General features: G+C 61.1%; 21 protein-coding genes. 15 read left to right on the top strand and 6 right to left on the bottom strand.

Features of this window, described 5'->3' with window-relative positions; genetic code table 11:
• Nucleotides 1–20 precede the first annotated feature (20 nt).
• The 6 genes from ACH488_RS04915 to ACH488_RS04940 are packed head-to-tail and all read right to left on the bottom strand — an operon-like array spanning nucleotide 21 to nucleotide 7,252.
• Nucleotides 21–1,535, bottom strand: a complete 1,515-nt coding sequence (locus ACH488_RS04915; protein ID WP_397322636.1) for a CoA-acylating methylmalonate-semialdehyde dehydrogenase — start codon at nucleotides 1,533–1,535, stop codon at nucleotides 21–23.
• Between the two features lie 60 nt (nucleotides 1,536–1,595).
• Nucleotides 1,596–2,579, bottom strand: coding sequence for a D-2-hydroxyacid dehydrogenase (locus tag ACH488_RS04920; protein ID WP_397322638.1), 984 nt, complete (start codon nucleotides 2,577–2,579; stop codon nucleotides 1,596–1,598).
• Nucleotides 2,576–3,709, bottom strand: coding sequence for a tartrate dehydrogenase (locus ACH488_RS04925; protein ID WP_397322639.1), 1,134 nt, complete (start codon nucleotides 3,707–3,709; stop codon nucleotides 2,576–2,578). The genes ACH488_RS04920 and ACH488_RS04925 overlap by 4 nt, the downstream gene beginning before the upstream one ends.
• Nucleotides 3,706–5,238, bottom strand: coding sequence for an aldehyde dehydrogenase family protein (locus ACH488_RS04930; RefSeq protein WP_397322641.1), 1,533 nt, complete (start codon nucleotides 5,236–5,238; stop codon nucleotides 3,706–3,708). Before ACH488_RS04930 ends, ACH488_RS04925 begins: the two co-directional genes overlap by 4 nt.
• Before the next feature lie 36 nt (nucleotides 5,239–5,274).
• Complete coding sequence (locus ACH488_RS04935) at nucleotides 5,275–6,552, bottom strand: NAD(P)/FAD-dependent oxidoreductase (protein ID WP_397322642.1); 1,278 nt, start codon at nucleotides 6,550–6,552, stop codon at nucleotides 5,275–5,277.
• Nucleotides 6,553–6,577: 25 nt separating this feature from the next.
• On the bottom strand, nucleotides 6,578–7,252 hold the full coding sequence (locus ACH488_RS04940; protein WP_364166033.1) for a haloacid dehalogenase type II: 675 nt from the start codon (nucleotides 7,250–7,252) through the stop codon (nucleotides 6,578–6,580).
• Nucleotides 7,253–7,595: 343 nt separating this feature from the next.
• On the opposite strand from ACH488_RS04940, the gene ACH488_RS04945 reads away from it, so the two are divergent.
• The 15 genes from ACH488_RS04945 to ACH488_RS05015 all read left to right on the top strand — a co-directional run bounded on the left by ACH488_RS04945 (nucleotide 7,596) and on the right by ACH488_RS05015 (nucleotide 24,824).
• Nucleotides 7,596–8,516, top strand: coding sequence for an ABC transporter substrate-binding protein (locus tag ACH488_RS04945; protein ID WP_397322644.1), 921 nt, complete (start codon nucleotides 7,596–7,598; stop codon nucleotides 8,514–8,516).
• A gap of 45 nt (nucleotides 8,517–8,561) precedes the next feature.
• Entirely contained in the window at nucleotides 8,562–9,458 is an 897-nt protein-coding gene (locus ACH488_RS04950; protein WP_397322645.1) for an amino acid ABC transporter permease, read from the top strand.
• On the top strand, nucleotides 9,455–10,222 hold the full coding sequence (locus ACH488_RS04955) for an amino acid ABC transporter ATP-binding protein (RefSeq protein ID WP_397322646.1): 768 nt from the start codon (nucleotides 9,455–9,457) through the stop codon (nucleotides 10,220–10,222). The genes ACH488_RS04950 and ACH488_RS04955 overlap by 4 nt, the downstream gene beginning before the upstream one ends.
• A gap of 4 nt (nucleotides 10,223–10,226) precedes the next feature.
• Complete coding sequence (solA, locus tag ACH488_RS04960) at nucleotides 10,227–11,360, top strand: N-methyl-L-tryptophan oxidase (RefSeq protein ID WP_397322648.1); 1,134 nt, start codon at nucleotides 10,227–10,229, stop codon at nucleotides 11,358–11,360.
• A gap of 79 nt (nucleotides 11,361–11,439) precedes the next feature.
• Nucleotides 11,440–12,693 (top strand): aspartate aminotransferase family protein, encoded by a 1,254-nt coding sequence (locus ACH488_RS04965; protein ID WP_397322649.1) that lies wholly within the window; start codon nucleotides 11,440–11,442, stop codon nucleotides 12,691–12,693.
• Nucleotides 12,694–12,718: 25 nt separating this feature from the next.
• Nucleotides 12,719–14,173 carry an NAD-dependent succinate-semialdehyde dehydrogenase gene (locus tag ACH488_RS04970; protein WP_397322651.1) on the top strand — a complete coding sequence of 485 codons (1,455 nt, stop codon included), beginning with the start codon at nucleotides 12,719–12,721 and terminating at the stop codon, nucleotides 14,171–14,173.
• Nucleotides 14,174–14,212: 39 nt separating this feature from the next.
• Entirely contained in the window at nucleotides 14,213–14,905 is a 693-nt protein-coding gene (locus ACH488_RS04975) for a GntR family transcriptional regulator (protein WP_397322652.1), read from the top strand.
• Between the two features lie 180 nt (nucleotides 14,906–15,085).
• Nucleotides 15,086–15,349 (top strand): hypothetical protein, encoded by a 264-nt coding sequence (locus tag ACH488_RS04980; RefSeq protein ID WP_397322653.1) that lies wholly within the window; start codon nucleotides 15,086–15,088, stop codon nucleotides 15,347–15,349.
• 277 nt (nucleotides 15,350–15,626) lie between these two features.
• Complete coding sequence (locus ACH488_RS04985; RefSeq protein ID WP_397322655.1) at nucleotides 15,627–16,574, top strand: amino acid ABC transporter permease; 948 nt, start codon at nucleotides 15,627–15,629, stop codon at nucleotides 16,572–16,574.
• A complete protein-coding gene (locus ACH488_RS04990; protein ID WP_397322657.1) occupies nucleotides 16,571–17,344 on the top strand; it encodes an amino acid ABC transporter ATP-binding protein in 774 nt (257 codons plus the stop codon). The genes ACH488_RS04985 and ACH488_RS04990 overlap by 4 nt, the downstream gene beginning before the upstream one ends.
• 503 nt (nucleotides 17,345–17,847) lie before the next feature.
• The gene (locus ACH488_RS04995; RefSeq protein ID WP_397322659.1) at nucleotides 17,848–20,016 is read left to right on the top strand and encodes a glycogen debranching N-terminal domain-containing protein; all 2,169 of its coding nucleotides are present in this window, start codon (nucleotides 17,848–17,850) and stop codon (nucleotides 20,014–20,016) included.
• Nucleotides 20,017–20,063: 47 nt separating this feature from the next.
• Nucleotides 20,064–20,738: a GntR family transcriptional regulator gene (locus ACH488_RS05000; protein WP_397322660.1), complete on the top strand. Its 675-nt coding sequence runs from the start codon at nucleotides 20,064–20,066 to the stop codon at nucleotides 20,736–20,738.
• Nucleotides 20,739–20,835: 97 nt separating this feature from the next.
• Nucleotides 20,836–21,894: a phosphotransferase gene (locus ACH488_RS05005; RefSeq protein ID WP_397322662.1), complete on the top strand. Its 1,059-nt coding sequence runs from the start codon at nucleotides 20,836–20,838 to the stop codon at nucleotides 21,892–21,894.
• A 26-nt stretch (nucleotides 21,895–21,920) separates the two neighbouring features.
• Nucleotides 21,921–23,282, top strand: coding sequence for an aspartate aminotransferase family protein (locus ACH488_RS05010; protein ID WP_397322663.1), 1,362 nt, complete (start codon nucleotides 21,921–21,923; stop codon nucleotides 23,280–23,282).
• A gap of 183 nt (nucleotides 23,283–23,465) precedes the next feature.
• On the top strand, nucleotides 23,466–24,824 hold the full coding sequence (locus tag ACH488_RS05015) for an MFS transporter (protein WP_397322664.1): 1,359 nt from the start codon (nucleotides 23,466–23,468) through the stop codon (nucleotides 24,822–24,824).
• Nucleotides 24,825–25,073 lie beyond the last annotated feature (249 nt).

Raw genomic sequence — 25,073 nt, forward strand, 5'->3', positions numbered from 1 at the left:
AAAGTCTGAGCGGGTGATGGCTAGTTGGAGGGGAAGTTGTACGACGCGCCGGAGGCGTGGTGCGTTTCGGGCCAGCGGGAGGTGATGACTTTGCCGCGGGTATAGAAGGAAACGCCTTCGGGTCCGTAGATGTGCTTGTCGCCGAAGAGCGAGGCCTTCCAGCCACCGAAGGAGTGGTAGGCCACCGGAACGGGCAGGGGCACGTTGATGCCGATCATGCCCACGGTCACGGAACGCTGGAACTTCCGTGCCGCGGCGCCGGAGGAAGTGAAGATCGCCGTGCCGTTGCCGTAAGGGTTGGAGTTGATCAGCTTGATGCCGTCCTCCAGGGTGTCCACGCGGACCACCACCAGGACGGGTCCGAAGATTTCCTCGGTGTAGGCGGTCATTTCGGTCTTGACGTGGTCGATCACGGTGGGGCCCACCCAGAAGCCGTCTTCGTGGCCCGGCACGACGAGGTCGCGGCCATCCACCACCATCGCCGCACCCGCCGTTTCTGCTTCGGTGACGATCCGGAGGATGCGTTCCTTCGAGGCCGGAGTGATGACCGGGCCCATTTCCGCGCCGGGTTCGGTGCCGTTGTTGACCTTCACGGCCAGGGCACGCTCTTCGACCTTCTTCACCAACAAATCGGCAGCGTCGCCGACGGCGACGGCCACGGAGATGGCCATGCACCGCTCACCAGCGGAGCCGAATGCTGCGGCGGCGAGGTGGTCGGCGGCGTTGTCCAGGTCAGCGTCCGGGAGCACGATCGCGTGGTTCTTCGCCCCGCCCAATGCCTGGACCCTTTTGCCGTGCTTGGTGGCGGTTTCGTGGACGTACTGGGCGATCGGGGTGGACCCGACGAAGGAGATGCCGTCCACGTCCGGGTGGGTCAGCAGCCCGTCGACGGTTTCCTTGCCGCCGTGCAGGACCTGGAACACCCCATCAGGCAGCCCGGCGTCCTTCCAGAGCTTGGCCAGCAGCAGCGACGGGGACGGGTCCCGTTCGGAGGGCTTGAGGATGAACGCGTTACCGGTGGCGATGGCCATCGGGGCCATCCACAAGGGCACCATGATCGGGAAGTTGAACGGGGTAATACCGGCCACCACGCCGAGGGGTTCGCGGAAGGAGAACACGTCGATGCCGGTGGAGACCTGGTCCGAGTAGTCGCCCTTGAGCAGGGACGGGATGCCGCAGGCGAATTCGATGACTTCCAGGCCACGGCCGATCTCGCCCTTCGCGTCGGAAAGGACCTTGCCGTGCTCGGCCGTGATCAGCTCGGCGAGCTCATCCACGTGCCCTGCGACGAGCTCACGGAACTTGAACAACACCGCGGTGCGCTTGGCCAGGGAAATATCACCCCACGAATCAGCAGCCTTCCGGGCCGCGGCAACCGTGGCATTCAAATCGTCCTCGTTGGCCAGGCGCAGCTCCGCGGTGACCTGGCCGGTAGCCGGGTTGTACACCGGCTGGGTACGGTCACCCTCGCCGGTGGTTTCAGCTCCGTTGATGAAGTGCCCAATGGTTGTCAGAGTGGTCGTTGAGGACGACATGGGGGGGCTCCTTTGCCCGAGAACGTTGCTGGGTGAAGTTGGTGAAGCGTCTGGCCGAGATCAGTTGCCCGGGACGAACCCGAGGCGCTTGTCCACGATGTTCTCCAGGCATTCGCCGTTGCTATAGCGCCGGAGGTTCTCTACGAAGAGCTTGCCGAGGTCATCGATGTAGTCCTCGGTGTCGCCGCACATGTGAGGCGTGATGATGACGTTCTCCAAAGCCCACAGCGGATGGCCTGCAGGCAGAGGTTCCGGGTGCACCACATCGAGTGCGACGCCGGCGATGGCCCCCGTGGCGAGGGCATGCACCAAGGCGTCAGTGTCCACGAGTTCGCCGCGCCCGACGTTGACGAGCCCCGCAGTAGGTTTCATCGCCTCCAGCACCTCCGCGTCCACCAGGCCCTTGGTATCCGAGGTCAGCGGCGCTGCGAGCACCACGTAGTCGTAGTCCTGGACCACGGAAGCCAGCGAGCTGGAAGCATGGACGGTTCCGAAGTCAGCATCCCCGCCACGTGCGCTCCTGCCGGCGCCGTCCACGTCCATGCCCACGGCCTGGAAAAGCGAAGCGATTTCGCGTCCAATGGATCCTGTGCCGACCACTAAGGCGGATTGGCCCTGGATCTTGCGGGTGGTCCTGTGCTGCCAGCGCTGGGCCTGCTGCAGTTTGAACGAGGCTTGGGTGTCCTTGGCCATGTCCAGCACGAACCCGAGCGCGAACTCGGCAATAGCCCTTGAGAGCACTCCGCGGGAATTCGTGTAGGTCACCTCGCTTGCGACGAGCTCGTCGAACATCAACTGGCTCACCCCCGCCGCGGACACATGCACCCAGCGCAGCGACGACGCCGCATCCCAGTTCTCCCGCAGGGCCGGGGAAAACGAATGCCACTGATACAACACATCCGCACCGTCCAGCGCTTCGGCCAGGCCATCAGCCTTGGTGAGGCGCACGTCCGCGAGTTCCTGGACTTCGGCCAGCCGCGGCGGCAACGCTTCACGGTACAGGGCCGCGACGACGGGCCGCTTCTGCCCGTTGAAGACGCTCACGACGCCGGTGCTGCCGCGGGCTTCCCGGCAGGGTTCGCGTTGATCGCGGTGACAGCGTCGATGACATCGATCGCGGCGAGGACCGCGGCGGTGAACTCGGTGGTCGTGGACGGGCCGCCAACGTCGCGGGTGCCAAGTCCTTCGCGCAGCACGGACTCGAACGCGGACTGGAGGTGCGCGGCCGCTTCGGGGTGGCCAAGGTGGTCAAGCATCATCGCCCCTGACCAGATCTGTCCCACCGGGTTGGCCAGGTTCCTGCCCGCGATATCCGGCGCCGAGCCGTGGACCGGTTCGAACAGGGACGGGAAGTCACCCTCCGGGTTCAGGTTGGCGCTCGGCGCCAGGCCGATGGAACCGGTCACGGAACTTCCCAGGTCGGACAGGATGTCGCCCAGAAGGTTCGAAGCGACGATCACATCCAACGTCCATGGCTTCAAGACCAGGTGCGCGGCCAACGCATCCACGAGTTCATGGGTGACTGTCACTCCCGGGAACTTCGCGGCGGTCTCAGCCACTACTTCGTCCCAGAACGGCATCGTGTGGATGATCCCGTTGCTCTTCGTCGCCGACGTCAGCCGTCCCGTGCGCGCCGAGGCCAGGGAAGCCGCGTAATTCGCTGCCCGGGAAACCCCAAGGCGCGTGAAAATGGTTTCCTGAACCGCGGTCTCGTTCGGGAGGCCACGGTAAGCGCGGCCGCCGACCTCCGAGTACTCGCCCTCGTTGTTCTCGCGCACGATGAGTATATCGATCGGTTCCTTGGACGCCAACGGCGACGCCACGCCGTCGAGCGTTTTCACCGGACGCAAGTTAATGTACTGGCGGAATTCACGACGGATCGGAATCAACAAGCCCCACAACGACTCCGTGTCCGGAACCTCCGGGGAACCCACGGCGCCAAGGAAAACAGCATCGTGCCGGGCCAATTGCTCCAGGCCATCCTCGGGCATCATCCGACCATGCTGAAGGTAATACTCCGAACCCCAGTCAAAGTAGGTGAACTCCAGAGCCAGGGAATGCAGTTCGGCAATCCGCTCGAGGCAGGCGATGGCGGCAGGAACGACTTCAACGCCGATCCCATCCCCCGCGATTACTGCGATCCTGTGCTTAGCGGTCATTTCAGGTGTGCTCATGCTTTTGTCCGTTCGGTGGTGCCGGCCAGCTGCTGCCAGCCGGCACCTGCTGTGGTGAGGTTGATAATGGTGTTCTTTGGTTCGGTCATTTCCCGCACCGCGTGTTTGACGCCCTCCCGGCCGACCCCGGACTTCTTGAAACCACCAAAGGGCATGGAATCGATCCGTACGTCGCTGGTTTCGTTGATCACCACGGCACCCACGTGCAGTTTCTCCGCAACCGCCAAGGCCATATCCAGTGACTGGGTGAAAACCCCGGCCTGCAGCCCATATTCAGTGTCGTTCGCGGCGAAGATCGCGTCCCGGATGTCAATGAACGGAAGAACACTGACCACGGGACCGAACACTTCTTCCCCGATCACCCGGCACTGGGTGGGAACGTCGGTCAGGACGGTCGGCTCATAGAACGCACCACGACGCCGCCCGCCCACCTGAACCGTAGCCCCGGCGGCCCGGGCTTCTTCAACCCATTCCTCCACCCGCCGGGCTTCGGCCTCCGTGATCAGCGGACCAACATCGGTGCCACGGTCCAGCTTCGGGCCGGTGCGCAACGCACGCGTACCTGCCACCACCCGTTCCAGGACCTCGTCAAACACCGAAATATGTGCATATACCCGCTGCACGGACAGGCAATTCTGCCCTGCCACCCCGAACGCGCCGGCCACAACAGCCTCAGCCGCCTTAACCGGATCTGCGTCCGCGCAGATGATCGTGGCGTTGTTCCCGCCGAGTTCGGACAGGATCTTCTTCGCTCCGGCCGCGGCAGCGATCCGGTCCGCAGTCGCAGGCCCGCCGGTGAAGGAAATGAGGTCCACTTGAGGGTCCGTGACCAGGGCCTCGGACACGCCAGGGCCGGCAACGACGGCGGCGATCCGCCCCGCCGGGACCCCGGCTTCAAGAAGCAACCCGACGAACGCAAGTCCCGTCAGCGGGGTGCGGCCAGAGGGTTTAAGTACGACGCCGTTGCCTCCTATGAGCGCCGGGCCCAGCTTATGCGCAACCAAGTTCAGCGGATCGTTGAACGGCGTGATCGCCGCGACAACGCCCACAGGCTTCCGGCTGAACCAGCCGATTTTGCCGGCCCCGGCCATGCTGTCGTCAAAAGCCAACGTCTCTCCAGCAAGCTCCCCGGACGCAGCAGCCGAGAGTCGCAACGTCTCCATGCACCGTGCAACCTCACGCTCAGCCTCACGGATGGTCTTGCTGCTCTCCGCCGCAATGATGTTCGCAAAGCGTTCGGACTGCTCGCCCAAAAGCACTGCGGCTTTCTCCAACGCGGCACGACGGGCGCGCAGCGGCCAACCATCCTCCAGCAGATGCCGGTGAATATGGGCGACCGCTGCACGCACCTGGTGGGGACTGGAGGTGCAGACCCTGCCCAGCAGGACACCATCCTCCGGGTCCCGCACCTCGAGCGTCAGCTCGGATTTCTGCCATGCCCCCTCAAGAAACGCCCCGCCAGGGAGGTTGGCAAACCGGGCTCGCCTGTAGGCGGTGTCTTCGAGCGATTTTGGGCGCGTTTCAGTCACGGGCGTGTGTGAGGGCATTCGAAAGCCTTACCTGATCTACTTGACTCGGTCGATGATTTTTGCTGCTGCGCCGATGAAGGGCAGGAACCATGGCGGGCCGAAGTGACCCGGCACGGGCGGATTCTTCAATCCTTCCCAGATGTTGGCGCTCTTGTCTCCGGACATGTAGTGCGCCATCCGCTTGCCCATGTGCGCGGCCATTTGCACGCCGTGCCCGCTGTAGCACAGCGAAAAGTAGAGCCCGTCGTGGGCGCCGGCGTGGACCATCTGGTCCATGGACAGGTCCACCAAGCCACCCCAGATATAGTCCACCTTGGTGTTGGAGAGATAGGGGAACAGTTCAAGCATGGCCTTGCGCAGGATTTCGGCGCTCTTGACGTCCGAGTCCGGGCTGGAGAGGGCAAACCGGGCGCGACCGCCAAACAGAAGACGGTTATCCGGGGTGATGCGGAAGTAGTAGGTCAGCATCTTGGAGTCCGATGCCATGCGGCGGTTGGGCAGGATGCGGTTGACGACGTCTTCCGGCAGGGGTTCGGTGCAGATGATGAAGCTGCCCACGGGGATCACGCGTCGCTGCAGCCATGAGGTAACGGCACCGGTGTATCCGCTGGTGGCCACCAGGACCTGCTTGGCCCGGGTAATTCCACGGGTTGTGTGCACGTCATGGACCGTGCCGGAGACCTTCTTCAGTTCCGTGACGCCTGCATTCTCACAGATCAGCGCACCGGCATCGTGGGCAGCCTTGGCGAGCCCGTGTGCGAACTTGCCCACATGCAGGCCGGCACCCATTGGGTCCAGCATGGCTCCCTGGTAGAAGTCCGTGCCAATTTCACTGTGGATTTCGGACTTGGGAATGACCTTGACATGGTGGTCCGCCAGCTTCGCCAGCAGCTCCTGGGACTTCAGGAATCCGTCGTAGTGGGACTTGTGGAAGGCCAGTGAGAGCTTCCCGAAACGCTTGTAGTCACAATCGATGCCGTTGTCGTGCACGAGCTTTTCGATGGTGTCGATCGCGTCGTTGTACTCACGGAACATCTCTACCGCCCGAGGGCCGCCGTACCGCTTAACCGCTGTGCTGAAGCTGATGGCCAACCCGGTTGTCGCCATCCCGCCGTTGCGGCCGGAAGCCCCCCATCCCACCGTGTGGCGTTCAAAGACGGCAACACTGGCGCCTTGCTTGGCGAATTCCAAGGCTGCGGACAGTCCGGTGAAGCCGGCCCCAATGATGGCGACATCGACGTTCTCGGGTACAGGAGTGTTTCTGTAGTCGCCGAACGCCTCAGCGGTGTCCAGCCAATAAGGAACGAGTTTCATGGTCGACCTTTCGTCTCAGGACTGATTAGAGACCGAGGTGCTTGTTGAGTTCATCCAAGGACTTAACAGTGAAAAGGTTGTAGCCCTCGGTGATGGGATCGTAGCCACGGTCCAGCATGACGAGGTTCCGGAAGCCCATGTCGTGCATCGGATGCATGTCGTACCGGGTGTGCGAGGAAACGTGCAGGAAGTCTTCCGGCTTGGCGTTGAGGGTATCCAGCATGTATTCAAAAGCCTGGTAGCGCGGCTTGTACGCCTGGGCCTGTTCAGCCGTGTATACGGCGTGGAAGTCGGCGCCGAGCTTCGGGATGCTGATATCGAGGAAGCTGGTGTCCGCGTTGGACAGTGCCACGAGCTTGTAGTTGTCGCCCATGAGCTTCAGGGGGGCGGGCACGTCCTCGTGGGCGACCCACCCGCGGACAGCCTCGGCGAACGCCGCGCCTGCACCAGGGGTGGGCCCGATGCCCCATCGCTTGCAGACACGATCAAAGGAATCCTGAAGGATGTCCTCGTAGGGCTTGTAGTCGCCGAGGACCTCGTCGAAACGGTATCCACGGAACTGCTTCTTGAACGTCGGCCACTGCTCTTCCGAGATGCGGCCATCGAGCAACCGACGGGTGGTGGGGTCGATGTCGAAGTTGATCAGGGTGCCGTAGACATCGAAGGAGATGTACTTCGGACGGAAGTTGGTCTCTGCCATGGTGGTTTCCGTTCTTGGTTGGAGATGGAAGCGGGTGGCCCCGCGGGTATGGAAGTGTCGCCGAGCGGACTGCGCCGGGAGTATCGCCGGCAGGCTCGTGTAGCGGCAGCCGGTAAATCGACTCTAGATCCGCGAATTGTCAATTGTCAACAGTTCTGCAGTAGTAATTTAGAACCATTCTCAATGGATCGGACCTCCGAAAACTTTCTGTAAATTGTTGACAATCTACTGTTTGGGAGGTTCCATTGCTGTAGGTGCCGGAGAGATCCGGATCACAAACAGCAATTTTCAGGATTCCCAACACTTCCACCCCACAGCAACAAACCCTCGAAGGGAAAGCACTATGAAGACCCGAGTCAAGGCACAAACCACGGCGGCAGGAATCGCCCTGCTGCTTACCCTGAGTGCGTGCGGCGGCGCCGCGAGCAGCCAGTCCCCCGACTCAGCGGGCACCAACAACACCTCGGATATCTCCGAAGGCGTCCAGCCTGACGCTGCTGCCGTGGCGCTGCTGCCCGAGTCCGTCAAGGCCAAGGGCGAGCTCACGGTCGCCATGGACCTGCACTACCCGCCCACCACCTTCCTCGCCGAGGACAACACCACCCCCATCGGCCTGAACCCGGACGTCGCCCGGCTCATCGCCAAGAAGCTGGACCTGAAGCTGAAGTTCGTGGACACGAAGTTCGACACGATCATCCCCGGCCTGGACGGTGGCCGCTTTGACTTCACCGCCACCACCATGTCCAAGACCGAGGAACGCCTCAAGGTACTGGACATGATCGACTACTTCAAAGCCGGTAACTCCGTGATTGCCGCCGCCGGCAACCCCTCGAACCTCACCGTTGAGACCCTGTGCGGAAAGAACATCGCTGTTACCCAGGGCTCCACCGGGCAGCTCAAGCGCCTCCCGGCCCTGAGCGAACAGACCTGCACCTCCAAGGGACAGCCGGCGATCAACGCCGTGACGCTTCCCAACATCCAGGAAGCCCTCACCCAGCTGCACTCCAAGCGGATCGACGGCATCCTCTACGACACAACTGCCCTCGGCTGGGCAGCCAAGCAGCAGCCGGATTCCTTCACCATGCTCGGCCGCGTCAACGTCGGCTCCAGCGACCTGACCGCCGTCGGCCTGAAGAAGGACTCACCACTGACCCCGGCCATGCAAAAGGCCATCCAGTCAGTCCTCGAAACGCCGGAGTACAAGAAGTCGCTCGAGACCTGGGGCCTGGACTCCGGAGCCATCACCGACGCCAAGTTGAACTAGCGGGTGCCGCTGATGAAGCAAGCAACTATGGAAAGAAGCAAACCGATGAACGGGTTGGATTCGGCGTTGAAGCCGCGGTTGCGGCGGCGGAGTGTGTTTGAGTTCGGGGCGTGGGTCGCGTTCGTGCTCCTGGCCGCGGGCGTGTTGTTCTCTGTCTCCACGAACCCGAACTTCAAGTGGGACGTGGTCGCGAAGTACTTCACGCATGAGTCGATCCTGCGCGGGTTGATGCTCACGATCTTCCTCACGGTCGCCTCCATGGCCTTGGGCACCCTGCTGGGCCTTGGCCTGGCCGTGATGCGGGCCTCCAGCATCAAGCCTCTCGCCGCGACCGCCGGGGTCTACATCACCATCTTCCGCGGCACCCCGGTCCTGGTCCAGCTGATCTTCTGGTTCAACATCGCAGCCCTCTACCCGAACCTGACCATCGGAATCCCCTTCACCGACATCGGCACCGCGATCGACGTCAACGCCCTCATGGGCCCCATCACCGCCGCCCTGGTCGGGTTGACCCTGAACGAAGCCGCGTACATGGCCGAAATCATCCGCGGCGGCTTCTCCGCCGTCGGCAAAGGCCAGATCGAAGCCGCCGACTCCCTGGGCATGTCCGGGGCCATGAAAATGCGCAAAGTCATCATCCCCCAAGCCATGCCCTCGATCATCCCCGCCACCGGCAACCAAGTCATCGGCATGTTTAAAGGAACCTCCCTCGTCAGCGTCCTGGGCGTGGCCGAACTGCTCCAAAGCGCCCAACTGATCTACGCCCGCACCTACGAAACCATCCCCCTGCTGATCGTGGCGAGCCTCTGGTACCTGGTCATGACCCTGCTGCTGAGCTACCCCCAATCCAAACTCGAGCAAAAGTACTCCCACACCTCCGTCAGGATCCCCCGCAAGTCCCGCAAGGTCCAGCTGACAGCACCGGAAGGCATCGCACGATGAGCAACAACGGCACCATCCACGCCCGCGGCATCCACAAATCCTTCGGACCCAAAACCGTCCTGAAAAACATCGACCTGGACATCGCCAGCGGCGAAATCTGCTGCATCATCGGCCCCTCAGGCTCCGGCAAATCCACCCTCCTACGCTGCATCAACGGCCTCGAAACCGTCGACACCGGCGTCCTGAAAGTCAACGGCGAAAACTTCGGCTACTACGAAACCGACACCGCCTACCACGCCCTGCCACCCAAAAAACTCGCCCAACAACGCACCCGCGTCGGCATGGTCTTCCAACAATTCAACCTCTTCCCCAACATGACCGCCCGCGAAAACGTCATGTCCGGACCAGTCCTCGTCAAAGGCGCCGACAAAAAAGAAACCGCCAAACGCGCCCAGGAACTCCTCGAAAGCGTCGGACTCGGCGCCTTCGCAGACCGCTACCCCGCAGAACTCTCCGGCGGACAACAACAACGCGTCGCCATCGCACGCTCCCTCGCCATGGACCCCGACATCATCCTCTTCGACGAACCCACCTCCGCCCTGGACCCCGAAAAAGTCGGCGAAGTCCTCGGCGTCATGCAAGACCTCGCCAAAAAAGGCATGACCATGGTCGTCGTCACCCACGAAATGGGCTTCGCCCGAGAAGTCGCCAACACCCTGCTCTTCATGGACGAAGGCAACATCGTCGAACGCGGCGACGCCCGCCAAATCCTCACCAACCCCCAAGAAACCCGCACCCAAGCCTTCCTCGAAAAGGTCCTCTAAACCCATGGACGGAAAACTCGCCGTCATCGGCCTCGGCAGCATCGGCTCGATGGCCCTCTGGCAGGCATCCCGCCTCACCGACTCCGTGGTCGGCTTTGAAGCACACACCCCCGCCCACGGCCGCAGCGCCGTGGGCGGAGATACCCGCCTGTTCCGCATGATCTACCGCGGCAACCCCGACTACTACCCTATCCTTCAACGTTCCCGCGATCTCTGGGCCGAGCTCGAAGCCGAAACGGGCCAGGAGATCCTCACCCGCTGCGGCGGCCTTTCCATCGGCACCACCAACGGCCCCTACCTGGGTGCTGTCCTGGAAACCACCAAAGCCACGGGCGCCGAGCATGAAATCCTCAGCCGCGAGGAATTGGCGGAACGCTACCCCCAACACAACCTCCGCCCTGACGACAGCGCCATCTACGACCCCCACGCCGGAGCCCTGCGCACCGATCGGGCTGTAACAGCCGCCATCACGGCAGCACAAGACAACGGCGCTACCGTCTACGCAAACACCCCCATCACCGACATCACCGAAACCACCGACGGCGTTGTGGTCACCTCCGCCGACAGGACGTGGACCTTCGAGAACGTGATTATTGCCTCCGGGGGCTGGTCCCGCCGGCTCATGCCGGATTACCTCAAGACCAACGTCCAAACCAAACGGGTGTTCCTGACCTGGTTCGTCGCCAAAGACGCAGCCCAGTACACCCCGGAGAAGTTTCCGGTGTTCATCAGAATCCACGAAGACCGCTCCATGTACGGCGCACCGGCCGTCGACGGGGCCACGGTCAAAGCAACCCTCGACGGCCGGGGCAAACCCACCCCCACCCCGGATGCGGTACCCAGGGAACTCACTGAGGCCGAGACTGCGGAAACAATCGAGACAGTAACCGAGTTCTTCCCCGGCCTGTACCCCACGATCGTCCGCAACGACGCTTTCCCGGACCTCTTCACCAGCGATTCCCAGCCACTGTTGGGCTTCGTCAACGAAACAAGCAGGATCTACACCGCCACGGGCTTCTCCGGAGCCGGCTTCAAGAATGCCACCGGATTCGGCGAAATCGCGGCACACGAGGCGCTTGGAAAGCGCTCCTTTGACGGTTTGGATTTCGTGCGACCGCAGCGGTTCAAGGTCAGTTGATTCAAGCGTCCGGAACTTGACGCCCTATCAAAATTTTCATATTGTTGACAATCTACAGTTCACAAGAAAGTATTAAGCCATGGCAACACTGAGCCCCATCCTGAAGCAGGCGACGCCCGTCGTCGTCGACTACGCGTCCGGCAGTTGGATCCACGCTACCGACGGCAAGAAGTACCTTGACTTCACTACCGGCATCGGTGTGACCAGCACCGGCCACTGCCACCCGGACGTAGTGGCCGCAGCCCGCGAGCAGGTCGGCAAGATTGTCCACGCCCAGTACACGACCGTCATGCATAAGCCCTTGCTGGAACTCACCGAACTCCTCGGCGGTGTCCTTCCCCAGGGCTTGGACAGTGTCTTCTACGCGACCTCCGGCTCCGAAGCCGTGGAGGCCTCCGTCCGCTTGGCCCGTATGGCCACGGGCAGGCCGAACATCATTTCCTTCCAAGGCGGCTTCCACGGGCGCACTGTTGCTGCGGCCTCCCTCACCACGGCAGGGACAAAGTTCCGCTCGGGTTTCGCGCCGCTGATGAGTGGCGTTCACATTGCTCCATTCCCGCACTGGTACCGATACGGCTGGGACGAGGCCACCGCCGTCGAATTTGCCCTCAAGGAACTTGACCAGCTCTTGGTAACCGTCAGCAACCCGGCTGACACTGCAGGATTCATCATTGAGCCCGTGCTGGGCGACGGGGGCTACATCCCCACACCCGTGGCGTTCCTCCAGGGATTGCGCGAACGCGCTGACAAGTACGGCATCGTGCTCATCCTGGACGAGGTCCAGGCCGGCGTCGGGCGAACGGGCAAGTTCTGGGGCCACGACTGGGCCGGCATCCGCCCGGACGTTGTGATCACGGCAAAAGGCCTGGCCAGCGGCTTCCCGATTTCCGCGATCGCCGCATCGGCGGAGCTGATGGGCAAGGCGTGGCCGGGCTCCCAAGGTGGAACGTATGGCGGTAACGCCGTAGCCGCAGCGGCCGGAGTTGCCACCTTGGGCGTCATCAAGCGCGAGAACCTGGTGGAAAATGCATTGCTGCGCGGGAATGAACTGCGGGCCGGGCTCGATGCCCTCCAGGACCAATTCGCCGGAATCGGCAACGTCCGTGGACGCGGCCTCATGCAGGGCGTGGAATTCACTACGGCGGACAACACCCCCGACGCGGAACTTGCCCTCGCCGTACAGCAGGCCGCGATCAAGGAGGAACTACTCCTCCTCACCTGCGGCCCTCACGGCAACGTCATCCGCCTCATCCCGGCACTGAACGTCACCAGTGACGAAATCCAGACAGGCCTTGCCCGGTTCAGCCAGGCACTAAAAACTGCCACCTCCTGATTCCTCTGACCACTGAAAGAGCGACATGACTTCCTCCTTGGATCCCACCACCCTCCTCACGGACCTCTTCATTGATGGTGTCTGGCAAAAGGCTGCGAACGGCGCAACGTTCGCAGTTGAGAATCCTGCCACCAACGAAGTCATTGCCAACGTGGCCGACGGCGGACCCGAAGACGCCTTGAAGGCCATCGAAGCCGCCGGCAAGGCACAGGTGGCATGGGGCAAATCCACTCCGCGTGAACGAGCGGACATCCTCCGTCGCGCCTTCGAGTTGGTCATCGCCAACACGGACCGGCTCGCTGCGATTATGACCGCGGAAATGGGCAAGCCCCTCGGCGAAGCCAAGGGTGAGGTGGCTTACGGCGCCGAGATGCTCCGTTGGTTCTCCGAAGAAGCCGTCAGGATTGGTGGCGACAGCGCGCTCTCGGTCGATGGAAATACGCGCATCCTCATCACCAAGGAACCGGTTGGTCCCTCCGTACTGGTCACCCCGTGGAACTTCCCGCTCGCCATGGGGGCACGCAAAATCGCTCCTGCTGTCGCCGCGGGTTGCACCATGGTGTTCAAACCTGCCGAGCTGACGCCCCTGACGTCCCTCGCGCTGGTCCAGATCTTCAGGGAAGCGGGCCTTCCCGACGGCGTCCTCAACGTCGTGACTACTTCGGCAGCATCCAATGTGGTCAGAACCTGGACGGATAGCGGCATCGCCCGGAAGATCAGCTTCACGGGCTCGACTGGAGTCGGCAAGATCCTCCTGCGCCAGGCGGCAGACAACGTGATGCGCTCCTCGATGGAACTCGGCGGCAACGCACCGTTCATCGTCCTGGCTGACGCCGACATCGAAAAGGCCGTCGATGGTGCCATGAAGGCGAAGATGCGCAACATGGGTGAAGCCTGCACGGCTGCGAACCGGTTCTTCGTCCACCGCTCGGTGGTGGAGGAGTTTGGTGAGAAGTTGTCTAAAAAGATGTCAGAATTGCAGGTAGGCAACGGCGCCGTGGCGGGCACCGACGTCGGACCCCTCATCGAACAAAAGGGTCTCGACAAAGTCGAGAGCCTTGTTGCGGATGCTGTTTCCAAGGGTGCGCGCGTACTCACGGGCGGGAGTCGTCCTGAAGGACCGGGTTACTTTTACCGGCCTACCGTGCTGACGGACGTGGCGCTGGACTCCGAGTTGATGTCGACCGAGATTTTCGGCCCGGTAGCAGCAATCGCTGCCTTCGACAGCGAGGACGAGGTGCTTCGCTTGGCCAATGACACCGAATGGGGCCTGGTTGGCTACGTGTTCACGGAGAGCATGGATAAAGCCACGCGGTTCTCGGCGGAGTTGGAGGTTGGAATGGTCGGCCTCAACACCGGCATCGTGTCCAATCCGGCTGCCCCTTTTGGAGGGGTTAAGCAGTCCGGGCTGGGACGCGAGGGCGGAAAAGTCGGTATTGATGAGTTCCTGGAGTACAAGTACACAGCAATTGCGATCTAATGGATTCAAATTTGCCGAGCATGAAATGAGGGGATGTCAATGGCGGCACCGGAGGCAATGTTCGTACTGGAGGGGCGTCCTACAGCGCAATTGATAGCTGACCAGTTACGCGAAATGATCGTCCAGGGTGGCTTCAGCCCGGGACAGCAGGTCAACGAGTCCGCCTTGGCGAGCCAGCTCAATACCTCCCGGGGTCCACTCCGGGAGGCGCTGCAGCGGCTGTGCCAGGAGGGCATCCTGGTCAGCAAGCGGAATCGCGGGGTCTTTGTCCTTGAACTGACCACGGCAGACGTCAAAGAGATCTATGCCGTGCGTGAGGCCGTGGAGCTCGCTGCCGCCAACACCCTCCTCGACTTGGGGCGGGAGCAGGTTGCGGATACCGTACGGGAGCTCAAGGGCATCATCAAGGACATGGCCAAGCAGGTAGCCGCGTCGGACTGGCAGGCCATCGCCCGGCTCGACATGCAGTTCCACACGGCATTCGTTTCCGGCACTGGAAATACGCGCCTCATCCGTATCTACGAGACACTCGCCGCAGAGACCCGCATGTGCATCCTCAGCCTCGAAGTGAAGTATCCACGCATAGACGCCCTCGTGGATGAACACCAAGGCATTTTGGACCTGCTTGAGGCCGGCGACCGCGACGGACTTCAAGAGGCCATCAAGGGCCACATGAGTAAAGCGGTCGAAGACCTCACTTCCGAGCCTGAAGTGACGGGCATCATCGCCTAGCAATTGAACAGTCAGTAGGGCCCGGTTCAAGTGAACCGGGCCCTACTGTTGTATCCAAATTAGCCTAGCAATTGTCAACAATCGACGATAAAATGGTGCAGCATTTGCTGCCGGGAACCCGGCCATTGTCACTGGCGGGCAAACCCAGCAGAACCAACTTATGGCGAACTGGAAGAACATATGAAGAACTTAACTGCCATCGGCAGCAGCGTGAAGAGTAATCGCCTCTCCTTGTGGAGTTCACTGGAGGAGGGGGACGAGGTTATTTTGGCCCTGCAGGGCTTCCTCCATCACTCGGGCGTGGTGGATGATCGCACTGCGGACGGAAGAACCATCTGGGTACTTGACGCCATCGGAGACCGCAGACTCTTCCACATCGACGATGAGTATGAACTGTTTCTTGGCACCGAAAGTGCAGAGCGCGCCTGGCTTTGGCCCGCTTGACCGGTCAAGAATCTACGGGAGCCATCAGTTTACATTATGTTCAATTGTTGACAATCATGCCCCAATGGAGTTGTATTGCTTCGTGAATACAACGAGATCCGGATCACAGTGGTCTCGCGTGCCCGCTCAAGCGACCCTCGACCTAACTTGCAGGACGAGCCTCCAAGCAGCCGGGTGACACCCAGACTCAGCGGATCCATCCGACTGAACCCCATCTGAAGGAATGCATCATGAAGAGCAGAAACTCCCGCCCGACGACAGCCACTAGGAGATTCTCGTGAAGGCGCCGCTCTTGCAGCAGAACACCGTTGAAGCAAAGGCCAATGGGGGGAGCGGGTTGGATTCGGCGTTGAAGCCGCGGTTGCGGCGGCGGAGTGTGTTTGAGTTCGGGGCGTGGGTCGCGTTCGTGCTCCTGGCCGCGGGCGTGTTGTTCTCGGTCTCCACGAACCCGAACTTCAAGTGGGACGTGGTCGCGAAGTACTTCACGCATGAGTCAATCCTGCGCGGATTGATGCTCACGATCTTCCTCACGATCGCCTCGATGGCCATGGGCACCCTGCTGGGCCTTGGCCTGGCCGTCATGCGCGCCTCGACCATCAAACCCCTCGCCGCGACCGCAGCGGTCTACATCACGATCTTCCGCGGCACCCCGGTCCTGGTCCAGCTGATCTTCTGGTTCAACATCGCAGCCCTCTACCCGAACCTCACCATCGGGATCCCCTTCACCGACATCGGCACCGCCATCGACGTCAACGCCCTGATGGGCCCCATCACCGCAGCCCTGGTCGGCCTGACCCTGAACGAAGCGGCCTACATGGCCGAAATCATCCGCGGCGGCTTCTCCGCCGTCGGCAAAGGCCAAATCGAAGCCGCCGACTCCCTGGGCATGTCCGGGGCCATGAAAATGCGCAAAGTCATCATCCCCCAAGCCATGCCCTCCATCATCCCCGCCACCGGCAACCAGGTCATCGGCATGTTCAAGGAAACCTCGTTGGTCAGCGTCCTGGGCGTAGCCGAACTGCTCCAAAGCGCCCAACTGATCTACGCCCGCACCTACGAAACCATCCCCCTGCTCATCGTGGCGAGCCTCTGGTACCTGGTCATGACCCTGCTGCTGAGCTACCCCCAGTCCAAACTCGAAGAAAAATACTCCCACACCTCGGCCCGGATCCCCCGCAAGTCCCGCAAGGTCCAGCTGACAGCACCGGAAGGCATCGCACGATGAGCAACAACGGCAACGGCACCATCCACGCCCGCGGCATCCGCAAATCCTTCGGCCCCAAAGCCGTCCTGAAAAACATCAGCCTGGACATCGCCAGCGGCGAAATCTGCTGCATCATCGGCCCCTCAGGCTCCGGCAAATCCACCCTCCTACGCTGCATCAACGGCCTCGAAACCGTCGACACCGGCGTCCTGAAAGTCAACGGCGAGAACTTCGGCTACTACGAAACCAACACCGCCTACCACGCCCTCCCACCAAAAAAACTCGCCCAACAACGCACCCACGTCGGCATGGTCTTCCAGTCCTTCAACCTCTTCCCCAACATGACCGCCCGCGAAAACGTCATGGCCGGACCCGTACTTGTCAAAGGCGCCGACAAAAAACAAACCGCCAAACGCGCCCAGGAACTACTCACCAGCGTCGGACTCGGCCCCTTCGGAGACCGCTACCCCGCCGAACTCTCCGGCGGCCAACAACAACGCGTCGCCATCGCCCGCTCCCTGGCCATGGACCCCGACATCATCCTCTTCGACGAACCCACCTCCGCCCTCGACCCCGAAAAAGTCGGCGAAGTCCTCAACGTCATGCAAGACCTCGCCAAAAAAGGCATGACCATGGTCGTCGTCACCCACGAAATGGGCTTCGCCCGCGAAGTCGCCAACACCCTGCTCTTCATGGACGAAGGCATCATCGTCGAACGCGGCGACGCCCGCCAAATCCTCACCAACCCCCAAGAACCCCGCACCCAAGCCTTCCTCGAAAAGGTCCTCTAAACCATGGACGTGACCCGCAAGAATTGCCGGAAGCGTCCATGAAGATTGCCCATAGAGGCATTCTGGCGGCAGCTGCTGCGGGCAACCCGCAGCAGCTGCGCTCCACTCTCACCTGCTCCCCAAAGAAGACTCAATGCTTAGTCTGATAACGCTCATCGCGGCTGGGCTCCTAACGAGTTCCCTCAGCTTCGTGCAGGCGCCCAGCCGTTCGGCCCGAACGGGCCATCGGAAGAAACCCCACGGACCGTCGATACTGCAACTTTGTGCCGGTTTGTTTGCCCTGACCTCCGTCCTGGCTGTCGTCAACCTGGAGTTAGGCCGCCTCCAGCACTGACGCAAGAGACGCAGTATTCCAAGAGAGAGACTCCTACGTACGTCCGGATTCAACCGTTGGCCCACAATGACCTGTAGAATCCCGAGCCAAGCAAGAGTAGCGTCGAGAGAACATGACCGCAGCGCGTGGGTGATCCGCGGGGCGGCTTGGTTTCTTCGAGGAGGCCGGCATGGCTGGGTGGAATGCAGACACGGCGGCCGGGCCGCCTGGCCCTGGGACCGTCACATTGGTCGAAGGTTCCTCGTTCTGCATCTCCCTGCCGAATGGAGACATGCACCCGGAATCGCCGCACGGAACTTTCTATCAAGACACACGTATCCTGTCTCGCTGGAGCCTAACGGTGGACGACGTACCGCTTGAGCCGCTCGCCGCTGAAATCAAGGAACCGTACCGTGCGCTGTTTGCTGGACGGGTCATCAGATCGGATGGCTACGCCGACAGCCCGCTGATCGTGGAGCGGCTTCGCGAAGTGGGTGCCGGCATTCAGGAACAAATCACGGTTCGAAACTATTCTCTGGAGCCCGCCGAATGCGTGATCACAATACGGCCCGAAGCGGATTTTGCCGATCTTTTCGAAGTCAAGGAGGCCCGCATACAGCACCGGTGGGAGCAAAAGCGCAGCGTTGACGGCGATTCGTTGGCGATCAACGGAACGTGGAAGGACATCAGCAAGGGCATCCTGGTGCAGGCTCCCGGCGCCGACGTCACACAGGAAACTTTGTCGTACCACGTATCACTCGGAGCACGCAGCCAATGGAGCACCATCCTCACGGTTGTTCCCAGCAGTGATGCCGCAGGCCCCCGTCCGCCGACGTTCATGCATCCAACGGAAAAAGGGAGTCTCTCACCGCGCGACCGACGACATCTGGAGTGGGTGGCAAAGATCCCCAAGATTCATATGGGAAACCACTCGATCGAACGGACCCTCCGGCGAAGTTATGACGACCTTGGCGCCCTTCGAATCGAGGATCCAGACCATCCCGAGCGTGTAGTCGTAGCCGCCGGGGCACCTTGGTTCATGACCTTGTTCGGCCGCGACTCATTGTGGGCCTCAGAGATGGCCGTAGTCGTGGACCCCTCGCTGGCTCTTGGCACCCTTCAAACCCTCGCAGACCGCCAAGGCAGGGTGGTGGATCCCATTAGCGAGGAAGAGCCGGGCAAAATTCTCCACGAAGTCAGGCTCGATGTCTCCAGCGGCCTCTCGCTTGGCGGTAAGCACATTTACTATGGCAGCGTCGATGCCACCCCGCTGTTCGTGACCATCCTTGGAACTGTGAGCCGTTGGGGCTTTGCAAACGACACCATTGCTGCCCTGCTCCCCCACGCCGACCGCGCTCTCGACTGGATCCGCAACTACGGCGACCGTGACGGCGACGGCTTCGTCGAATACGAACGCCTCAATCCGAGAGGCCTCATCAACCAAGGATGGAAGGACTCCTGGGACGGCATCAATTTCGCTGACGGCACGCTGGCGCAAGGCCCCATCGCACTCTGCGAGGTCCAGGCTTATGTCTACGACGCCTTCATGGCGCGGGCCTGGATAGCTTACGACGCCGGTGACACGGCTTTGGGTGCAAGACTCGCGAATGAAGCGGCCCAGCTCAAGAAGCGCTTTAACGAGCAGTTTTGGATCCCGGAACGGGGCTACTTCGCCATCGCACTGGACGGAAAGAAGCGGCAGGTCGATGCGCGGGCATCGAACATGGGCCATTGCCTGTGGACGGGTCTCGTCGATCAGAATAAGGCTGCTTCGGTTGCCGAACATCTTATGTCTCCGGAAATGTTCAGCGGTTGGGGCATCCGGACACTGGCCAGCGACATGGGCGCCTACAATCCTGCGAGCTACCACAACGGATCGGTCTGGCCGCATGACAATGCCGTGATAGTCGCCGGCTTGCTTCGCTACGGGTTCGTGGAGCAGGCACAACGGATCTCCACTGCTTTACTCGAAGCCGCCGACTACTCGGGAGGCCGCCTCCCGGAGTTATTCTGTGGCTTCAGCCGTGAACAGTTCGCCGAGCCCGTGGCCTACCCGACAGCCTGCTCTCCCCAGGCGTGGGCAGCAACCACTCCCCTGCAGCTCATAACGAGCCTGATGCGGTACGACACCCACGTTTCGCGTGGCGGATTCTGGATGGATCCTGCCCTTCCCGAATCCTACGGCGACCTGCACCTCAGCAACGCCCCCATGGCTGGTGGCCGGATCACCATCGATATCGTCAACTCCATGCCGATCGTCCAGGGCCTCCCGGAGGGAATGGTGTTCCACAAGGGGCAGAGGCCATATCTAGCTGAACTTGTGGAAGAGGCGGGCCAGCGCGGGAACAACTGGACCTAGAGCGTGATCAACTGCCCTACAGTCGACGATCCGTGTAGAATTGGGCAATGGTCCAGCAAATTGAGATTTATCAATCGTCCACCGTCCAACAGGTGGCCGACGGTCTCACTGCCATGATCCTGAACGGAAAATTGAAGCCCGGCGAAAGGCTTCGGGAGAGCGTCCTGGCGGAAAATCTCCAACTTTCCCGCAATACGGTTCGCGAAGCTGTCCGTATTGTCCAGGCCGGCGGTCTTATCCGCCACCGGACGAACCATGGCGCCATAGTGTGGGACCCCACTGACGCCGAAATCATGGACGTTTACAACGCCCGCTATCACTTGGAGACCACTGCTGCCCGCAGCGTTAGCGCAAGTACCTCCCTGGCCGAAGTCCATGCGGCCATGGAGGAATTCAGGGCAGTCCTGAGAAGCGGCGACCCCTTCATAATCGTCGAGAAGGACCTTGCGATCCACACGGCGATTGTCGGGCTTCTCGGAAGCCGGAAGCTAGTGACTTTTTACCAGCAACTCGTCACCGAACTTCGGTACTTCATGTATGTACTCTCCACAGCCAGGCACGAATATGAGGATCCGGACGCCCTGGAAGCAGAGCACGAGAACATCATCGCGGCACTGGAGACTCGGGATCCCGTGCTGGCGGAAAAAGTGGTCTCAGAAACCATCATCGAATACCGCGACGTCATCCGCCAGATCATCGCCAAGAGGCATTCCGGCGCCTGACGACACCCGACCCCAACCAGTTCGTTGCAAGACCTAGGCCAAGCTGTCATACTGTCTACTGTTGAACAGTAGAACAAAATTGAGTGGAGCTTGTGACATGGACGTCAGAACTGATTCGGAATTTATCGACGCCGTCGCCTACGAAAGCGGGCTTCTGGCCCAGCAGATTGAGCTTCCGGATCCAGCCGTGCTGCAGCTCCTTGAAACCTTCTACGGCTTGCGGGGAACTTTGTCTCGGATTCCCACAGAAAAGGATGAAACATTCCGCCTGCGCAGTGGAGATGAAATCTTCTTGGTCAAGATTTCCTCCCCTGACGAAGACCCGTCCATCGTCCACCTTCAAACGGCGTGCATGGAGCACGTGGAACACACAGCCCCAAACCTACCTGTGCAACGACTCGTAAAGAACCTCGAAGGACGCCCCGAGGTTCACCTGCCGACTTTTGCGGGGCCTTACGACCGGGTCCTCCGGGTCATGCGCTACATGCCTGGAAACCTTCTGGCCAATCACTCAGCATCACCGGCTCAGCTCCAACTTTGCGGATCAACTCTCGCGCACCTGGGACAAGCACTGCAGAACTTCGAACATCCACGCGCCGACCGAATGCTCCTCTGGGACCTAAAGCATTTCCACCGAATGCGCCCGCTTCTGGAATACGTTGAGGAAGCGCAAAAGCGCGACCTGGCCGAATGCATTTTCGACCAGTTCGAGGCCAAGGTGGTTCCGCTCCTCGACACACTTACCGCACAAGTTGTCCACGGCGACTTCAGCCCGTTCAACGTGCTGGTTGATCCCCAGGCTCCTCATTTTGTAACCGGGATTATTGATTTCGGTGACGTAGTTCGAACGCCAGTGATCTTCGACATCAGTGTTGCCATGGCCAACAATTTGGGCACAGACCCCTACCACCCATGGGAGCACGCACTTGGCATTATGGACGGTTACCAGAGAGCCAGACCCCTGCCTCTCCACGAGGTCGAAGCCCTGACTGTCACGGCCCCAGCGAGACTTCTACTGAGGGCATTGATCTCGCAATGGCGGGCAATCCTACGCCCCGAGACCCGCGACTACCTCCTCTCCCACTCCAAGGCGGACTGGGACCGGCTTGCTTCAACAGCAGCAGCGACTGCGCCACGTATCCCCTTTACACTCTGAAACCGCTACCTAGCCCAGGAGTTACCATGGCAATCTCTTCGGAGACCATCCGCAAACCGTCCAAACCGATGGTCAACGGCTTTGATCCCGCCAGCGTCGGCAACCTTCCGGATGACGTGCAGAAAAGCATTCGACGCCGGGACAAGAGTCTCGGGCCCGGTTACCGGCTCTTTTACAACGAGCCGGTGGAAGTGGTTCGGGCCAAAGGCGTCACTCTGTTTGACCGCGACGGAAACGACTATTTGGACGTTTACAACAATGTCCCCTGCGTGGGTCATGCCCACCCCCGCGTCATCGCTGCCGTCCACGAGCAAATGCAAACCCTGAACACCAATACCCGCTACATCCAGGAATCCATCCTCGATTACTCGGAGCAACTCCTTTCCACGTTCCCCTCGCAGCTTGGCCATGTCATGTACACGTGCACGGGTTCCGAAGCGAATGACCTGGCCATGCGAGTGGCCAAGTATGCGACAGGCCACCAAGGCATCATCGTTACGTCCGGGGCGTATCACGGCCTGACCGCAGAAGTAGCATCCTTCTCCCCTTCATTGGGTGTCGGCGTGCCTTTGGGTGCCAACGTCAGGGTCATCGACGCACCCGATGCTCTGCGCTTCTCCTCAGACAACGAGACCCTGGACGAACACCTGCGGACACAAGTTCGCGGCGCCATCGCCGACCTGCACCGTCACGGAATTGGCCTAGCCGCTTTTATTGCGGACAGCATCTTTTCCTCGGATGGCATCTTCGCCGAACCCACAGGATTCCTGCGCCCCATTATTGAAGAGGTCCATGCAGCAGGCGGGCTTTACATCGCCGACGAAGTCCAACCGGGCTTTGGCCGCACAGGCGCGGAATGGTGGGGCTTCCAACGTCACGGAATCGTTCCCGATATTGTCACCATGGGCAAGCCCATGGGTAACGGCATCCCCATCGCGGCAGCCGTCTTCAGGCCCGAACTTTTGGAGCAGTTCGGCAAAAATATCCGCTACTTCAACACGTTCGGCGGCAACTCCGTTGCCATTGCCGCGGCTCAGGCAGTCCTGGACGTTCTCCGCGAAGAGTCTTTGATGGAAAACTCCCTCAAAGTCGGCGGAAAAATCCTAACCGAACTAAAGCAGCTCACGCAAGACCTCGAGCAAGTTGCGGAAGTCCGGGGCAGTGGGCTGTTCGTGGGCGTTGACCTTGTCACTGACCGTGCGACGCTGACACCGGATGGCGACACGGCATCTGCCATTGTGAACAGGCTTCGGCAAGAGCGCATCCTCATTTCAGCCTCGGGCGCTCAAGGCAATGTCCTGAAATTGCGCCCCCCGATGCCGTTCTCCATGTCGGACGCGGACCGCCTGATCGAGGCCTTGGATCGGGCCTTCAAGGTCATGCACTGAGTTCAGCCATCTCTGCGGACGCGTAGCCAGGGAGTGCCTTCCACGCAGAAGGCACTCCCTTTTGCATACCTTAGTACCCGTCTCACATGGTGGCCCCTCCATTGTTAATGCGAATGATTCTTGATAACTTTTTGAGCTAATCCAGTGAAAGGACCTGCCCGTGCACTACTTCGTGAGCCTGAGATGAAAGCGGCAACTGTGCGGCGCTCGTCAGCAAAACGCGTCCAGCGTCGAGGCCAGAGCGCCGAACCCGCTCCACCGCTGCTGCTGTCCAGCCAGCTCATTTTCAACATCGGCTTCTACGCTGTGGTGCCTTTCCTCGCCGTCGCCATGCGGGAGGACTTCGGCATGGGGGCCATGGCCATTGGGGTCGTACTTGGTGCGCGTACTTTCGCCCAACAGGGCCTCTTCCTCTTCGGCGGCGTGCTCTCCGACAAATGGGGAGCTCGGCAGTCAATGATCGTGGGCTGCCTGGTACGAATCGCCGGCTTTCTTACTCTCGCCTGGGCGACAGACTTTCCGATGTTTCTCATCGGAGCCATAGTCACCGGCATTGGCGGAGCGCTCTTTTCCCCTGCCCTGCAAAGCCTTGTTGGCACAGCCGCGGCCCGGGATTCCATTCCGGGCGCCGCTCAGGACGGCCCCGGCAACCGCGACACGGGCAAAGATAACAAAGGATCCTCGCTCTTTGCCCTGGTAGTGGTCTGCGGTGAAGTCGGCGCCGTCGTCGGGCCCCTTCTGGGTTCACTCCTTCTCCATACCGGATTTGACACCTCCCTCCTGACGGCAGCGGCAGTCTTTGCGTTGATGGCCGTAGTCTTCTGGGTCTTTCTGCCCAAGACCCCAGCCCAACACCCCGGAACCGCCGCCAAGCTGCCTGCCGCGGCTCCGCCGTCAGGGCTTTGGTCTTGCTTGCGGGAGAAAGGATTCATTGGGTTCGCAGCCTTCTACAGCGTGAACCTCCTGGCCGCCAATCAGCTGTATTTTGGCCTTCCGGTGGAAATGGAGCGCAGCGGCGCCGGCAGTAGCAGTCTGGCCGTCGTCTTTGCATACGCTTCCCTCCTCACCATCACACTTCAGTGGCCGATCGCGAGGCTGATGCGCAAGGCGGGACCGGGAACAGCGCTACCGCTCGGGTTTTCCCTTCAAGCCTCAGGCTTCGCTTCCCTCGCGGTATTGGCTCTCTTCCCGCCGCCAGGCGCTCTCCCCACCCTCCCCGCCATGCTGCTGGTAACGGGGCTTGCGCTCGGAAATATGTGCGTGTTGCCCATGGCAATGGGGTTGGTGCTGGAGTTCTCCGCGGGCCGGCCGACCGGCGCCTACTACGGACTGCTCGCCAGCGCCGGAGGGCTAGCCGTTGTCATAGGCAACACGGCCCTGGCACCTCTCTATGAAGAGGCGACGGAGCCGTCCAGCATGGCCGCCGCCCCTTGGCTTCTGTTGGCCCTTCTCGGGGTGACATCAGCAGTGTTCATTGGCAAGTTCATCCCCAAACCGTCGGGGATCGTCGCGGCACGGACTGCCTCGAGTTCATCACGGTAACCACCGCATAAGTCACGCCCGGGGGCTGGTATTCCCGATGGACCGCGAATTGATGTCGGAAACATTTGACTTCCTTGGCTAGCATCAGGGTCATCTGTAGCGCACGGCAGACTGACCACCGGCAACCGCATCGGCCCCTATGCGAATATTGAGAATTCCCTTTGCTCAATTGTTGACAGTTGAGCAGTTGTGGAGTTCTATATGAGTAGAGGCAATGAGATCCAGATCACAGCAACGCACTTTGCGATC

The sequence above is a fragment of the Paenarthrobacter sp. NPDC018779 genome, from assembly GCF_044391085.1.
Lineage (GTDB): Bacteria > Actinomycetota > Actinomycetes > Actinomycetales > Micrococcaceae > Arthrobacter.

Bases quoted from the DNA above. Each gene is read 5' to 3' on its own strand.
- ACH488_RS04970 (WP_397322651.1), top strand. From the start codon at position 12,719: ATGACTTCCTCCTTGGATCCCACCACCCTCCTCACGGACCTCTTCATT.
- ACH488_RS04915 (WP_397322636.1), bottom strand. From the start codon at position 1,535: ATGTCGTCCTCAACGACCACTCTGACAACCATTGGGCACTTCATCAAC.
- ACH488_RS04950 (WP_397322645.1), top strand. From the start codon at position 8,562: ATGAACGGGTTGGATTCGGCGTTGAAGCCGCGGTTGCGGCGGCGGAGT.
- ACH488_RS05015 (WP_397322664.1), top strand. From the start codon at position 23,466: ATGAAAGCGGCAACTGTGCGGCGCTCGTCAGCAAAACGCGTCCAGCGT.
- ACH488_RS04925 (WP_397322639.1), bottom strand. From the start codon at position 3,709: ATGAGCACACCTGAAATGACCGCTAAGCACAGGATCGCAGTAATCGCG.
- ACH488_RS04980 (WP_397322653.1), top strand. From the start codon at position 15,086: ATGAAGAACTTAACTGCCATCGGCAGCAGCGTGAAGAGTAATCGCCTC.
- ACH488_RS04935 (WP_397322642.1), bottom strand. From the start codon at position 6,552: ATGAAACTCGTTCCTTATTGGCTGGACACCGCTGAGGCGTTCGGCGAC.
- solA (WP_397322648.1), top strand. From the start codon at position 10,227: ATGGACGGAAAACTCGCCGTCATCGGCCTCGGCAGCATCGGCTCGATG.
- ACH488_RS05000 (WP_397322660.1), top strand. From the start codon at position 20,064: ATGGTCCAGCAAATTGAGATTTATCAATCGTCCACCGTCCAACAGGTG.
- ACH488_RS04955 (WP_397322646.1), top strand. From the start codon at position 9,455: ATGAGCAACAACGGCACCATCCACGCCCGCGGCATCCACAAATCCTTC.
- ACH488_RS05005 (WP_397322662.1), top strand. From the start codon at position 20,836: ATGGACGTCAGAACTGATTCGGAATTTATCGACGCCGTCGCCTACGAA.
- ACH488_RS04990 (WP_397322657.1), top strand. From the start codon at position 16,571: ATGAGCAACAACGGCAACGGCACCATCCACGCCCGCGGCATCCGCAAA.
- ACH488_RS04975 (WP_397322652.1), top strand. From the start codon at position 14,213: ATGGCGGCACCGGAGGCAATGTTCGTACTGGAGGGGCGTCCTACAGCG.
- ACH488_RS04945 (WP_397322644.1), top strand. From the start codon at position 7,596: ATGAAGACCCGAGTCAAGGCACAAACCACGGCGGCAGGAATCGCCCTG.
- ACH488_RS04940 (WP_364166033.1), bottom strand. From the start codon at position 7,252: ATGGCAGAGACCAACTTCCGTCCGAAGTACATCTCCTTCGATGTCTAC.
- ACH488_RS04995 (WP_397322659.1), top strand. From the start codon at position 17,848: ATGGCTGGGTGGAATGCAGACACGGCGGCCGGGCCGCCTGGCCCTGGG.
- ACH488_RS05010 (WP_397322663.1), top strand. From the start codon at position 21,921: ATGGCAATCTCTTCGGAGACCATCCGCAAACCGTCCAAACCGATGGTC.
- ACH488_RS04965 (WP_397322649.1), top strand. From the start codon at position 11,440: ATGGCAACACTGAGCCCCATCCTGAAGCAGGCGACGCCCGTCGTCGTC.